The 13,337-nt window shown below is 68.9% G+C and carries 12 protein-coding genes; 8 read left to right on the top strand and 4 right to left on the bottom strand.

The annotated features are described in order from the left end of the window. Positions 1–5 precede the first annotated feature (5 nt). Together ACX1D0_RS12245 and ACX1D0_RS12240 are read right to left on the bottom strand one after the other, a co-directional pair. The gene (locus ACX1D0_RS12245) at positions 6–1,088 is read right to left on the bottom strand and encodes a Gfo/Idh/MocA family protein (protein WP_459018199.1); all 1,083 of its coding nucleotides are present in this window, start codon (positions 1,086–1,088) and stop codon (positions 6–8) included. Then, complete coding sequence (locus ACX1D0_RS12240; protein ID WP_459018198.1) at positions 1,085–1,912, bottom strand: sugar phosphate isomerase/epimerase family protein; 828 nt, start codon at positions 1,910–1,912, stop codon at positions 1,085–1,087. Before ACX1D0_RS12240 ends, ACX1D0_RS12245 begins: the two co-directional genes overlap by 4 nt. Before the next feature lie 289 nt (positions 1,913–2,201). Here ACX1D0_RS12240 and ACX1D0_RS12235 point away from each other — a divergent pair, with 289 nt between their 5' ends. After that, positions 2,202–3,371: a Gfo/Idh/MocA family protein gene (locus tag ACX1D0_RS12235; protein WP_459018196.1), complete on the top strand. Its 1,170-nt coding sequence runs from the start codon at positions 2,202–2,204 to the stop codon at positions 3,369–3,371. After that, positions 3,368–4,546: an MFS transporter gene (locus ACX1D0_RS12230; protein WP_459018194.1), complete on the top strand. Its 1,179-nt coding sequence runs from the start codon at positions 3,368–3,370 to the stop codon at positions 4,544–4,546. Before ACX1D0_RS12235 ends, ACX1D0_RS12230 begins: the two co-directional genes overlap by 4 nt. A 20-nt stretch (positions 4,547–4,566) precedes the next feature. On the opposite strand, the gene ACX1D0_RS12225 is transcribed toward ACX1D0_RS12230, so the two are convergent. Next, positions 4,567–5,910 carry an MFS transporter gene (locus tag ACX1D0_RS12225; protein ID WP_459018192.1) on the bottom strand — a complete coding sequence of 448 codons (1,344 nt, stop codon included), beginning with the start codon at positions 5,908–5,910 and terminating at the stop codon, positions 4,567–4,569. A gap of 145 nt (positions 5,911–6,055) precedes the next feature. Here ACX1D0_RS12225 and ACX1D0_RS12220 point away from each other — a divergent pair, with 145 nt between their 5' ends. The 4 genes from ACX1D0_RS12220 to ACX1D0_RS12205 all read left to right on the top strand — a co-directional run bounded on the left by ACX1D0_RS12220 (position 6,056) and on the right by ACX1D0_RS12205 (position 9,901). Beyond that, complete coding sequence (locus ACX1D0_RS12220; RefSeq protein WP_459018190.1) at positions 6,056–6,298, top strand: DUF6458 family protein; 243 nt, start codon at positions 6,056–6,058, stop codon at positions 6,296–6,298. 175 nt (positions 6,299–6,473) lie between these two features. Continuing rightward, on the top strand, positions 6,474–7,760 hold the full coding sequence (locus tag ACX1D0_RS12215) for a citrate synthase (RefSeq protein WP_459018189.1): 1,287 nt from the start codon (positions 6,474–6,476) through the stop codon (positions 7,758–7,760). A 72-nt stretch (positions 7,761–7,832) separates the two neighbouring features. After that, a complete protein-coding gene (locus ACX1D0_RS12210) occupies positions 7,833–8,885 on the top strand; it encodes a LacI family DNA-binding transcriptional regulator (protein ID WP_459018188.1) in 1,053 nt (350 codons plus the stop codon). Beyond that, positions 8,882–9,901 carry a LacI family DNA-binding transcriptional regulator gene (locus ACX1D0_RS12205; RefSeq protein WP_459018187.1) on the top strand — a complete coding sequence of 340 codons (1,020 nt, stop codon included), beginning with the start codon at positions 8,882–8,884 and terminating at the stop codon, positions 9,899–9,901. Before ACX1D0_RS12210 ends, ACX1D0_RS12205 begins: the two co-directional genes overlap by 4 nt. A 117-nt stretch (positions 9,902–10,018) precedes the next feature. On the opposite strand, the gene ACX1D0_RS12200 is transcribed toward ACX1D0_RS12205, so the two are convergent. Beyond that, positions 10,019–10,516, bottom strand: coding sequence for a hypothetical protein (locus ACX1D0_RS12200; RefSeq protein WP_459018186.1), 498 nt, complete (start codon positions 10,514–10,516; stop codon positions 10,019–10,021). A gap of 136 nt (positions 10,517–10,652) precedes the next feature. On the opposite strand from ACX1D0_RS12200, the gene ACX1D0_RS12195 reads away from it, so the two are divergent. Together ACX1D0_RS12195 and ACX1D0_RS12190 are read left to right on the top strand one after the other, a co-directional pair. After that, entirely contained in the window at positions 10,653–11,318 is a 666-nt protein-coding gene (locus ACX1D0_RS12195) for a TetR/AcrR family transcriptional regulator (protein WP_459018185.1), read from the top strand. Between the two features lie 155 nt (positions 11,319–11,473). Further along, positions 11,474–13,327, top strand: a complete 1,854-nt coding sequence (locus ACX1D0_RS12190; RefSeq protein WP_459018183.1) for a glycoside hydrolase family 127 protein — start codon at positions 11,474–11,476, stop codon at positions 13,325–13,327. Positions 13,328–13,337 lie beyond the last annotated feature (10 nt).

Here is a 13,337-nt window from a genome sequence, read left to right as displayed (position 1 = left end):
GGTGGTCACAGCTCGACGACTTTGCCGGTCCGTGCGGATTCGTAGATCGCGAGTACGAGCTCGAGGCTCTGCCTGCCGCTGACACCGTCGACCAGCGGGTCGCGGCCCTCGACGACGGCGTCGACGAAGTCCAGCAGCTGAAGCCGGTGGGCCTCGCCCCAGACGTCGGCGGGATCGGCCGGGAGGTCGGAGGCCTCGTCGACGGCGCGCGTGGCCGCGCGCGTGCCCCCGCTGGCCACCTGCTGCGCGTGCGCGGTGGTCCCCTCGCCGCCCACGGTAGGTCCGTCGATCAGCGTCAGGGTCGCGAGGCGGTCGCCGTGGATCACGGCGCCTCCGGCGCTGCCGTGCAGAGAGAGGGACGCGGGAAACCCGGGGTACGCGCTCGTCGACGCCATCACGGTGCCGATGGCGCCGTTGGCGAACGTGAGGGTGGCGCAGACGACGTCCTCGACCTCGATCCGCTCGTGCGTGGCTGTCCGCGCCTGCGCGTACACCGAGACGACGGGGCCGCACATCCAGCGCAGCAGGTCGACGGTGTGGATGCCCTGGTTGATGAGCGCACCTCCGCCGTCCAACTCCCACGTGCCGCGCCATTGGCCCGAGTCGTAGTACTCCTGGGTCCGGAACCACGGGACCCTGCACTCGGCCAGCACCAGGGTGCCGAGCCGCCCCTCGCTGACGGCCTCGTGCACCAGCTGGGCCGCCCGATCGAAGCGATGCTGGGACACGACGGCCAGCGTGCGGCCCGAGGTCCGTTGGGCCGCCAGAAGCCGGTCGCACGCCTCGAGCGTCACCTCCATGGGCTTTTCGATGATGACGTGCTTGCCGGCGAGGAGCGCGGGCACGCCGACCTCGGCGTGGCGTCCGCTGGGAACGCACACCGTGACAGCATCGATGTCGGGGTTACTGAGGATCTCCTCGAAGCTCATCACGGTGAGGCCGAACTCCGCGGCCAGGGCCTCCGCCCGGTCCGGCAGGATGTCGCTGCACGCCACCAGGTCAGCCCGCCCGGCGAGCTGCTGCAGCGCCCTGACGTGCGTCGGAGCGATGGACCCGCAGCCCACGAGGGCGAACCGGACGACGTTCATCGGTACGAGATGCCCTGGGCGTCCAGGATCGCGGTGAACGCGCGCGTGGCCCGGGCGAAGTTGTCCGGCCCGGAGAAGCCGCCGAGGTGGTGCGCCGACGCGAGGTGCGGCTCCATCGAGAAGAACCCGTCGAACCCGTCAGCCGCGAGGGCCCGGATGGTGTCCGGGAGCCGGCCGTCACCGTCGCCGGCCACGACGACCTCGCCGGTGCCGAGCCGGGCGTCCTTGATCTGGATGTAGTCGGTGTAGGGGCGCAGCAGGTCGTAGGCCTCGGGGAAGGGGACCACACCCACCTGCACGTAGTTGGCCGCGTCCCAGGCGAGGCGGAGCGCGGGCGAGTCGACGGCCGTGACGAGGTCGTGCACCCGCTCGGGGATGTCGCCGAAGATGTCCTTCTCGTTTTCGTGCAGAAGCACGACGCCCCCGGCCTCGGCCCGGGCCGCGAGGGCGGCCATGCGTCGGACCACCTCGTCGCGGTGATCCTCGGGCCGCTGGTCGGCGGTCAGGAAGAACGAGAACACCCGGATGTAGGGGGCCCCGAGGTGCTGGGCCACCCACACCGCCCGGTCCATCCGTGCCAGGTGCGCGTCGAAGTCGTCGGTGATGTTGACCTTGCCGATCGGCGAGCCGATGGACGAGACCCGGATGCCGTGGCTGCGCAGGATGTCGCGGGCCCGCTCCACCTCGTGGTCGTCGAGGTCCAGGACGTTGACACCCCAGGCGCTTCGGAACTCGATGAACCTGATGCCGAGCTGGTCCAGGAGGGCGCACTGCACCTCGAGGTCGTTGTCGATCTCGTCAGCGAAACCGGACAGGGTCCACATGGGTGAGCTCCGATCAGGGGGTCTGGGGTGCACCACTGCACCGTCGTGGCGCCCTCCCGCTGGGCGGACCCGGGGTTTCGGGTGGGCGCTGATGACGACGCTACGCACGGAGCTCCTCGTGGCCAATGGATTGCCATATGTTGCCGTGCCATGGTCGTCCCCGAGGCAACTGGGGGCAACACAGTGCGAGGCGTGCCGTTTGGCTGTTCTACTCGTAACCTCGGGTGACCCCCGGACAGCCCGCCGACGTAGGCGGGCGCGGACGCTCAACACGCTCAAGGAGACGCACATGACGAAGCAGGTGAGGCTCGGGATCATCGGGCTGGGACAGCAGGGCGGGCTGTACGCGTCGCTCATCAAGGACGGGCGCGTCCCGCACATGACCATCGGGGCGATCTGCGACACGGACCCCGCCAAGCGCGACCTCGCCCGGTCGACGTACCCCGGCGTCCCGGTCTACGAGGACCTCGACGCGCTGCTGGCCGGCGGTGACGTCGACGCCGTGGTCACCACCACCCCCCACTACCTGCACCCGGAGATGGGGATCGCCGCACTGAAGGCCGGCCTCCATGTGCTGGTGGACAAGCCGGCAGGCGTCTACACCAAGCAGGCCCAGGAGCTCGTCGACTTCGCCGCCTCCGAGCCCGAACTGACCTTCGGGATCATGTTCAACCAGCGGATGAATCCGCTCTACCGGAAGCTCAAGGAGATCGTCGACGGCGGCGAGATCGGCGCCATCCGACGCTCCACCTGGACCATCACCACCTGGTGGCGGCCGCAGGGCTACTACGACTCCAGCGCATGGCGCGCGACGTGGGGCGGAGAGGGTGGCGGCGTGCTGGTCAACCAGGCGCCCCACCAGCTCGACCTGTGGCAGTGGATCTGCGGCGTGCCGCAGACGGTGTTCTCCAAGCTGGGCTACGGCGTGAACCGGAACATCGCCGTCGAGAACGAGGTCAATGCGATGGTGGACTACGGCGACGGGGTGACCGGGTCGTTCATCACCTGCACGTACGACATCGCCGGAACGGACAGGCTCGAGATCCTCGGCGACGCCGGGAAGATCGTCGTCGAGGACAGCAAGCGGGCCATCATCACCAGGCTCCGTAAGCCGGAGCAGGAGCTCTCTGCCGGCATGGGCATGGACGACGTGATGCGACTGTTCACCGGCAAGGTGGACCTCGACACGCTCTACACGCAGGAGACGCTGGAGTTCGAGTCGGTGTTCGGCAGCCAGCACGCCGACGTGCTGGAGAACTTCGCCCTCAACGTCCTCGACGGCACCCCACTGGTCGCGCCGGGGGCCGACGGCATGCACGGGGTCCGGCTGGCCAACGCCATCCACCTGTCGAGCTGGAAGGGCGAAGAGGTCCCGCTGGCGTTCGACGAGGACGAGTACCTCTCGCTCCTCAACGACCGCATCCGCGAGGAGGGTACGTTCGCCGAGCGCACCGCGTGACGATCTGGACGCGCACCTTCATCCTGGCGACGGTGGTGAACTTCCTGGTGTCGCTGGTGTTCTTCATGCTGATGGTCACCATGGCCACCTACGCGGCGGAACGCTTCTCGGCCGCGGACAGCATGGCCGGACTGGCGGCGAGCATCTTCATCGTCGGAGCGCTCGTCGTCCGGCCGTTCGCCGGCCGGTTCCTCGACGTGATGGGGCGGCGCCGGATGCTGCTGCTGGGCCTGGGGGTTTTCACCCTCGCGTCGTTGCTCTACATTCCGGCCGACAACCTGAGCCTGCTGCTCGCGGTGCGGATGCTGCACGGCGCAGGCCTCGGCGCGGCCCACACCGCGATCTCCGCCTCCATCATGACGGTGCTGCCGCGGGCACGCCGCTCGGAGGGCATGGGCTACTTCACGTTGAGCGGGACGGTGGCAACCGCCGTCGGCCCGATGATCGCCCTGGCGGTGCTGCAGTTGGGCGTCGTCGAGTGGCTCTTCGCGCTCTCCACGGCACTGTCGACGGCGGCCCTGCTGCTTGCGCTGGGGCTGAGGCTGCCGGGTCCCGGGGGCGACGGCGCGGAGACCGGGCCAGCCAGCGTTCGGACGGGGGGCTTCATGGAACGGTCGGTGCTGCCGATCGCGTCGATGATGCTCCTGCTCGGTGTTGCCTTCGCGGGCGTTCTGACCTTCGTGTCGACCCACGCCGCTGCGCTTGACCTGGCGGGCGCCTTGGGCGGGTTCTTCCTGGTGTACTCGGCGGTCATCGCGGTGTCGCGGCTGTTCGTCGGACGGCTGCACGACGCGCGGGGCGACAACGTGATCGTGTACCCCGCGCTAGTCAGCATGGCTGCTGGGCTGGTGGTCCTGGCGCTCGCCTCGACCAGCGTCGCGCTTCTTGTGGCAGGGGGGTTGCTGGGGCTGGGCATGGGCACGCTGCAGTCCTCGGCGCACGTCATCGCGGTGTCGGTCGCACCGCTGCACCGGGTGGGGCTGGCAACCTCGACCCTGTTCATCATGATGGACCTCGGCGTCGGTCTCGGCCCCCTGGCTCTCGGCGCCGTGATCGGGCAGTGGGGCCTTCCGGCGATGTACCTCGGGCTCTCCGCGTTGGTCCTGGTCGCGGCGGGGGTCTACCACCTGGGGCACGGTCGGCGCCTCGGCGGGGCCGGAGTGCCGAGCCACTGAACCCGTCGGCGTCACCGGCCTCAGGCCTGGGCGGGCGCCGAGCGTCGTGGCTGCTTCACGAACAGGGCGACGATGAAGCCGGCCAACAGGACCAGGACCACCCCGAGGATGCCCCAGTACTGGCTGGACTCCTCCCCGGAGCCCGTGACGGCCACGCCGACGGCGATGGCGAGCCCGAACATCAGCGGCGCCAGGAAGCTGACCGACCTTCCCGTCGTGGCGTAGAGCCCGAACATCTCCCCGCTCATGCCCTCGGGGATGAGCCGCGCCAGGAAGGAGCGGCTGGCCGACTGCGCCGGCCCCACGAACAGCGTCATGCCCAGGCCGAACGCCCAGAACACGGGCTTGCCGCCGTCGTGGAAGAAGAAGATGCCCAGACCGAGCCCGACCAGCATTCCCAGGGAGATGAGGATGACGGTCTTGGGGCCGAGTTTGTCGTCGAGCAGGCCGAACGCCATCGTCGCGAGGCCGGCGACCACGTTGGCCACCACGCCGAAGATCACCACCTCGCCGAAGGTGAATCCGAACGTGCCGGCAGCCAGCACGCCGCCGAAGGTGAACACGCCGGCCAGCCCGTCGCGGAACAGCGCCGAGGCGATGAGGAAGAACAGGGTGTTGGGACTGTCGCGCCACACCTTCCTGATCGAGCGGAAGAGTGCCACGTAGGAGCCGACGATGCCCAGGGCCGGTGCCACGTGGTCTGGGCGGCGGTCCTTGAGCGCGAGGAAGATGGGGATGGTGAACAGCACGGTCCAGGCGCCACAGATGAGCATGGCGAGCCGGACGTCGTCGGGTGTGAAGTCGGAGCCCAGGACGACGATGATGACGAGCAGGATGGTGATGCCGCCGAGGTAGCCGAGGCCCCATCCCAGGCCGCTGACGCGGCCGACGTTCGACGGCGTGCTGACCTGGTCCAGCGCCGCGTAGTAGTTGACGTTGGCGATCTCGGAGACCACGTTGCCCGCGCCGAGGAGCACGGCGCCGAGCAGGAAGTACTCGGGAGCGGGCGCCACGAAGTACATGGCGGCGCAGATCGCTGCCAGGAGCCACGTCTGCCAGCGCAGGTGGAACATGCGCTTGCCCGTGCGGTCTGCGCCCTGGCCCAGGACCGGTGCCAGCAGGGCGATCAGCAACCCGGCGGACCCCGTCGCCCAGGCCAGCTTCATGGTGACGTCGTCCTTGTCCCCGAAGGCCGCGCTGGTCAGGTAGACGGAGAACACGAAGGTGGTGATCACGGTCGCGAACGGCTGGGTCCCCCAGTCCCAGAACGCCCAGCTCACCACCTTCCCCCGCGGTGCCGGGATGTTCGACAGGGCGCCGGCGTGTGGGAGTCCGTCGACGGCGGGAGGCTGCTGGATCGTCACGCGAGCAATCTATTCCGAAGAGGTCGACGGCGGGTGTCTTCCAGGCAAACGGACGGGTGCTCCGCCCGGCGCGCCTCCTGTTTGAACGAGGCGGGATCTGGGTACGGTGAAGATGTCACATGTGCCCACAACCCAAGGAGTCATCATGCGAATCGGATCGTCCGTCTTCCTCATCGCGCTCGGCGCCATCCTCACGTTCGCCGTCGAGGCCGACATTCCCTACATCAGCCTGGACCTCGTGGGCTACATCCTCATGGCGGCCGGCGTCATCGGCCTGATCTGGGCTCTGCTGGCGTCCAACCGCAGCCGCACCACCGAGACGCGCATCGTGAACGACCCCAACACCGGCGAGACCATTCGTCGCTCGGAGTCCTCGGACGGCATCTGAGCCACCGTCCCAGCAGCCCCCATCCTCAGGGGTGGGGGCTGTTTTGTGTGGTGTCGACAACGGGACTGGACTCTTTCCGGAGGTTCCTTCCAGCGTTGTATGGTGGGGGCGCAGGCCATTGAACAGGCATCGACGGCGCCCATGAAGGTCGCCGGGACCACAGAAAGGCAATCGCATGACCGACAGCGGAGTCCTCAAGTACGGGGATCTCGAACTTGAACTGCCGATCGTGGAGGCCACGCAGGGCAACAACGGGTTCGACATTGGCAAGGTCCTGTCGTCCACCGGCACCACCACCCTGGACCCCGGCTTCGTGAACACCGCCTCATGCACCTCGTCGATCACATTCATCGACGGTGACGAGGGCGTCCTGCAATACCGCGGCTACCCCATCGAGCAGCTCGCCGAGCAGGCCACCTTCATCGAGGTGACCTATCTCCTCATCTACGGCCACCTGCCCTCGCAGGACGAGCTCGAGGAGTTCAACCTCAAGATCTCCCGCCGCATGATGCTCGACGAGCGCATGCGTGAGCTGTACCGCTGCTTCCCCCGCGGGGCCCATCCCATGCAGGTGCTGGCCGCGGGCATCATGGCGCTCGGTTCCTTCCACCGCGACACGCTGTCGGTGCACGACACCAACCAGGTGGAGGAGGCATCGCTCCGGCTGCTGGGGTCCATGCCCACGCTGGCCGCCTACGCCTACAAGAGCTCCGTGGGCGAACCGTTCCTCTACCCGCAGACCAAGTTGGGCTACGTCGAGAACTACCTGCGCCTGTCCTTCGGCACGCCGCAGGAGGAGTACCAGATCGACCCGGACATCGTCCGCGCGTTCGAGACGCTGTTCATCCTGCACGCGGACCACGAACAGAACGCGTCCACATCGACGGTGCGCCTGGTCGGCTCGGCCGACGCCAACATCTACGCCTCGGTCAGCTCCGGCGTCAACGCCCTGTCCGGGCCGCTGCACGGCGGCGCCAACCAGGCCGTCCTGGAAATGCTCTCGCGCATCCAGGACGAGGGGCTGGACATCAAGGAGTTCGTGAGTCAGGTCAAGGACAAGAAGTCCGGCGTGAAGCTGATGGGCTTCGGCCACCGGGTGTACAAGAACTACGACCCCCGCGCCAAGATCATCAAGGGCCACGCCGACGCGCTGCTGCGAATCTCGGGACGCAACAACCAGCTGCTGGACATGGCACTCGAGTTGGAGGAGACGGCGCTCAACGACGACTACTTCATCGAGCGCAAGCTGTACCCCAACGTGGACTTCTACACCGGCCTGATCTACGAGGCGATGGGCTTCCCCTCGCAGCACTTCACCGCGTTGTTCGCGCTGGGCCGGCTGCCGGGCTGGATCGCGCAGTGGCGCGAGCAGCACGCCGATCCGCACCGCAAGATCGGGCGTCCGCGCCAGATCTACGTGGGCGAGACCCAGCGAGACTACGTGCCGATCAGCGAGCGCTGACCCGACGAGCTTGGCCGACGGGCCCATCCCTGCGGGGGTGGGCCCGTCCCCTTTGCCGGCCCGGACTCCGTCATGAGCAACCGGGCTATCCTGAGCGCCATGGCGACGACGATGCGTGAGGTGGCAGCGCTCGCCGGCGTGTCGATCAAGACCGTCTCCCGCGTCGTCAACGGCGAACCACACACCCGTCCCGAGGTGGTTCACCGCGTCCGCGCCGCCGTCGCCGAGCTGGGCTGGACGCCCAACACCAGCGCCCGCAACCTTCGCACAGGACGCACCGGCACCATCGCCATCGCGGTCCCCGGGCTTCGACGGCCCTACCTGGCCGCGTTGGTCGAGGTTCTGGTCGACGAGGTGTCCCGGCGCGGGTTCGACGCAGCCGTCGAGCCCACTCGCGGCGATGCCTTCCGCCTCAGGGCCGTGCTGTCCGCCACGGGCCGGACCCACGACGGCGTGGTGATCATCGGGGACCTGCCCCCGGGGATCGCGGCGTCTGGTGCCGAACCGCCGCCGGTGGTCGTCATCCAGGGCGCGCGCGTCGACGTCGCACTCGACAGGGTGGACGAGGACGTGGCGGTCGCCGCCGCGCTGCTGTCGCGGCATCTGGTGGTGATGGGCAGATCGTGCCCCGTGGTGCTGGGGGCGGACCGCGGCCACGGCCTGGAGCGCGGCGGCGAGGCCACGCGCCCCTCGCAGGCGCTGCGCGCTGCGCTGGCCGCCGTCGACATCGACGTCGAGCAGGTGCCGTTCGTGGCGTGCGGCCCCGCGTTCGACCGGGCTGCCGGCATGGCCGCAGCGCTCACAGCACTTGAGAGGCATCCGGAGGCCGATGCCTACCTCTGCGCCAACGACGAGGTGGCGCTCGGCGCGCTGGTGGCGCTCGCTTCGCGCGGCGTCCAGTGCCCGGAGGTCGTCGCGGTGCTCGGCAGCGGCAACCTCGTCGACGGCCGCTTCTCGTCGCCGTCGCTGACCACGGTCGACCCTCACCCGAGGGCGATGGCCCGGGCGGCGCTGGATCTCCTTGCGGACCGGATCGAGGGCCGCCAGCACGAGGGACCGCGGGCCGTCACCATCCCGGTGGATCTTGTTCGGCGCGAGTCCACCATGGGACGGCGCAGGCCGTGACCCCGCGCCCTACTCTGCAGGACGTCGGTGCCATCGCGGGAGTGTCCGCCAAGACGGTCTCGAACGTGCTGCTCGGGCGGCCCAACGTGTCGGAGGTGACGCGCGCCCGGGTCTGGGAGGCGGTCGCCGCCACGGGTTACGTCGTCAACGCAGCCGGGCGCGGGCTCGCGTCCGGACGCACGGGCCGCATCGCGCTCGTGGTGCCCAACCTTCACCAGCCGTACTTCGCCGAGATGGCCGAGCGCCTCATGGCGGAGCTCGCCCCGCGCGGGCTGACCTCGACCCTGATCATCGCCCAGGCCGGGGCGGACGAGCGGCGCGTCGTCGTCGGCGACGCCGCCCCGGGCGTGGATGGTGTGATCATCCTGCCGCACGCCTTGAGCTGGGAGATGCCCGACGTCGCGCCGCCCCGTCCGGTGGTGCAGCTGGGTGGCGCCAGGACCGCCGGCCTTGACTGGGTGGCGATGGGCGAGCGCATCGGCATGCGACTCGTCACCGAGCACCTGCTGGCGCAGGGGCACCGTCGGTTCGTGGCGCTGTGGAACGGCGAGATCGGGGTGGATCCTAGTGAGCGGTTCGGCGGGATCCTCGACGCCCTGGGAACCGTGGGGTTGGGCCGCGACGACGTCACCATCGTCACCGGATCGGATTGGGACAGGCGGGAGTCCGGTTACGAAGCGATGGCCGGACTGCTGCGCACCGGTCAATCGTTCGATGCCGTGGTCAGCGTCAACGACGCCTTGGCCGTCGGCGCGATGCGGGCGTTGCGCGACGCCGGGTTGCGCATTCCTGAGGATGTCGCGGTGACGGGCTTCGACGACACCGAGGAGGGCGCCTTCCTCCTGCCTGCTCTCACCTCCGTGTCTCCCGAGGCCGCCGCGATGGCGGGCCACGCGGTGCGGCTGCTCGTCGACCGCCTCGACGGTTACGCCGGCCCACCCCGCGAGGTGCACACCGGCGCGCACCTCGTCGCGCGCGCGTCGACGGGACATCCTCCCGGAGGACCAGGCGACTGAGGTGCCGAGCCCGGTCGATCCGGCTGCTCACTCCTCAAGCGATGATCTGGCTTGCGATCTGAATGATCCATGGCCTGCTGATGGACTGATCCGGGTGCTGCGACGTGTGTTGGCCGCTCATGGTTCAGAGACCGAGGCGGGCTCGGCGGCACGACGCCCGCGTGGGGGGACGCTGGCGAGCAGGGCCCACCCGAGCCAGGCGTGTGCGGCGGAGAAGACCACGCCAGCGAGCTGACCTGCTATCGGCACGAACGGAACCGCGAAGGCGGCAACGAGCAGAGTGGCGACGGTGAGCAGTGTCCCGGTGCTGCCCGGCAGGACCTTTGCCTTCTCGACGGCAATGCCGACGACGACCATCCCGACCAGCCAGAGAGGAATCACGCCTCCGGCCAGCCGGAAAGGTGCCGAAGCCAGCAGGGGGCCGTCGAGGTCGAGCAGCGCAGCGTCCTCCTGTGCCAGCACCGGGAAGACCAAAGCCTCGGTCAGGAAGAGGCCGGCTCCGACGACGATGCCGGGCACGGCCAGCACCGTACCCACGATGCCAAGCCTGCCCCACGCTGTGCCGTGGCGGACCGCCAGGCCCGCCAGACCGAACAGCGTCAGGATCAACGTCATCACCGTCACTATGTGAATCGTTGCCCACAACGGCAGACGCGACGACTCGGCAAACCCTGTGGGTACATCTTGGCCTCCACTAAAGTTGGTAACTAGTGAGTGTCACTAGTCAATTTCTTCTATAGTGATCACAGCCATGACCGAAGTCAAGAGTTTTCCTCGAAAAGAGCGTGCCGCCCGCACCCGGCTCAAGATCGTCCAAGCGGCGACGCAGGAGTTCCGCAGGGGCGGCTATCACGGCACCACGATGGCCGCTATCGCCAAGGCGGCGGGGGTCGCTGTGCAGACGGTCTACTTCGTCTTCCATACCAAGGCGGCGCTGCTCACCGCGGCGATCGACTCGGCCGTGATGGGTGAGGAGGAGCCTGTCCCGCCCGAGATGACGCCGTGGTGGCGCGAGGCGACCACGACCATGGATGGCCCCCACGCGATCGGCTTGTTCGTCGCCAACGTCGCCACGATCCTGTCCCGGTCGGCCAGCCTCGACCGAGTTGTCCTGGCAGCCTCGACGACCGATCCCGAGATCACCGATGTGATCGCACACCACGACGCCCTCCGGGTTCGGAGTTACCGCAGCTACGTCGACGCCCTCGCCGCCAACGGGCTGCTCAGGAACGGACTCGACCCGACGGAGGCCACCGAGGTGCTGCTCACCCTTGTCGGCTCTGACGTCTTCCTCAACCTCACCGAGCAACGTCATTGGTCCGTCGACAGGTACACCACGTGGACGACCGACACTCTGTCCACCCTGTTCCTCGAGCGCCCCGGTAACCCGCCACTACCCGCGCAGGCACCTGTGTAGCGAAGCCCGCAGGGCTCGGGCCCCCTGGTGCGTTGACGCCGCCGATGAGAGTCTTGATGGAACTGTGATCTTGCCCATTCTTGTCCCGCTCTTGACAACGCTGAATCAAGGACGCATGATCCTCCTAAGAGATTTCATCGTTGAAAGGGTCACAGGTGACCATCTCGTACTCGCCGCCCCTCGTCGCCCCCGCGGCGCCCGTGGCGGCATCCTCCCGCCTCCCCATGGCGATCTCCGCGGTCCGCCTGGACCCCGCCTCGCGTCTGGGCGCCTGGCAACAGCGCAACGCCTCCGCGACCATTCCGCACTGCATCGCCCAACTGGAGGAGGCCGGAAACCTCGACAACTTCCGCCGGGTGATCGGCGAGTCCGAGTCCGAGTGGCGCGGCTTCTGGTTCGCCGACTCCGACCTCTACAAGACCATCGAGGCCGTCGCCTGGGAGATCGCCCGCACAGGCACCACCGAGTTCGACGCCTGGCTCGATGACGTGATCGGACTCGTCGCCCGCGTGCAGGAGCCGGACGGCTACGTGATGACCTGGATCCAGGGCGTGCACCCGGAGAAGAAGTTCAACGAACTGGACTGGACACACGAGATGTACGTGCTCGGCCACATGGTCCAGGCCGCCGTCGCCCTGGCCCGTGCCGGGCGCCGCGACCTTCTCGACCTCGCGATCCCCTTCGTCGACCTCGTCGACGCGACCTTCGGGCCGCAGGCGGACCAGGTGGGCTACTGCGGGCACCCCGAGCTGGAGACCGCGCTGGTGGAGCTGTACCGCCACACCGGGGAGCGCCGCTTCCTGGACCTGGCCCGCCATCAGGTGGACCATCGCGGCTCCGGCCTGCTCAAGGTGGGTTCCCTCGGCGCCCGCTATTTCCAGGACCACGCGACGGTGCGTGCGTCGACGAGCGCAGTCGGCCACGCCGTCCGCCAGCTCTACCTCAACGCCGGTGTCACCGACCTGGTCCTCGAGGGCGGCGACGATGAACTCCTCCACGCGATGCGCGCGCAGTGGGACAGTGCCCACGAGCGCAAGATGTACATCACGGGCGCCTTCGGATCACGGCACCGCGACGAGGCCTTCGGCGACGACTACGAGCTCCCCTCGGACCGCGCCTACGCGGAGACCTGCGCCACCATCGCCGACCTGCACTGGAACTGGCGGATGTACCTCGCCGAGGGTGGTTCCCGTTACGCGGAGACCATCGAGCGGGAGCTCCACAACGCGCTGGCGGCGTCGCTCGACGAGACCGGCACCCGGTTCTTCTACTCCAACCCCCTGCAGCTGCGCCCGGACCGCTACTCGGAGGAGAACGCCCCCCGAGAGCGCACCCCCTGGTACGCGTGCGCCTGCTGCCCGCCCAACATCGCCCGCGTCTTCGCGCAGCTCAGCGGCTACGTCGCCTCGGTCGATGGCGACGCGCTGGCCATCCATCTCTACACGGCCTGTGAGGTCGACATCCCTCCCGCGCTCGGTGGCGGCACCGTGACGGTGCGCACCAGTTACCCCGACGACGGCCGCGTCGAGATCTCCGGCCCGGCCGGCCTCACCGTCGCGCTCCGGATCCCCAGCTGGGCAGTCGCGGCCACCGTCGACGGCGCCCCCGCCACCCCCGATGCTGACGGCTACTCCAGGGTCACTCTCCCGGACGGCCCGCTGGTTCTCGAGCTGCCGATGGCTCCCCGCTGGACGCAGGCCAACCACCGCGTCGACGCGGTCCGTGGCTGCGTCGCCCTGGAGCGCGGCCCCCAGGTGTACTGCGTCGAGCAGGTGGACCTCCCCGACGGGGTCCGCCTGGACGACCTCGTCGTCGACCCCACCACGCCGCCCCTCCAGTCCGACGACGGCCTCGAGATCGCGGTCACCCCACGACTGCAGCAGGGCCCGCTCTACGGCGAGCCCTCCACGGTCGCCACCGGGGAGCTCGTCACCGTGCGCGCCATCCCCTTCCACACCTGGGGCAACCGCGCCTCCGGTGCCATGCGCGTTTGGCTCCCCAGCGCGTGACCTCAACGAA

The sequence above is a fragment of the Tessaracoccus pujii genome (assembly GCF_054483895.1).
The sequence above is the reverse complement of the archived record's forward strand: the minus strand, read 5'-3'. Positions and strand labels throughout refer to the sequence as shown.

What these genes read in the sequence shown, in the direction of transcription:
- ACX1D0_RS12235 (WP_459018196.1), top strand. Translation starts at nt 2,202, where the DNA reads ATGACGAAGCAGGTGAGGCTCGGGATCATCGGGCTGGGACAGCAGGGC.
- ACX1D0_RS12245 (WP_459018199.1), bottom strand. Translation starts at nt 1,088, where the DNA reads ATGAACGTCGTCCGGTTCGCCCTCGTGGGCTGCGGGTCCATCGCTCCG.
- ACX1D0_RS12210 (WP_459018188.1), top strand. Translation starts at nt 7,833, where the DNA reads ATGAGCAACCGGGCTATCCTGAGCGCCATGGCGACGACGATGCGTGAG.
- ACX1D0_RS12195 (WP_459018185.1), top strand. Translation starts at nt 10,653, where the DNA reads ATGACCGAAGTCAAGAGTTTTCCTCGAAAAGAGCGTGCCGCCCGCACC.
- ACX1D0_RS12215 (WP_459018189.1), top strand. Translation starts at nt 6,474, where the DNA reads ATGACCGACAGCGGAGTCCTCAAGTACGGGGATCTCGAACTTGAACTG.
- ACX1D0_RS12240 (WP_459018198.1), bottom strand. Translation starts at nt 1,912, where the DNA reads ATGTGGACCCTGTCCGGTTTCGCTGACGAGATCGACAACGACCTCGAG.
- ACX1D0_RS12220 (WP_459018190.1), top strand. Translation starts at nt 6,056, where the DNA reads ATGCGAATCGGATCGTCCGTCTTCCTCATCGCGCTCGGCGCCATCCTC.
- ACX1D0_RS12200 (WP_459018186.1), bottom strand. Translation starts at nt 10,516, where the DNA reads ATGACGTTGATCCTGACGCTGTTCGGTCTGGCGGGCCTGGCGGTCCGC.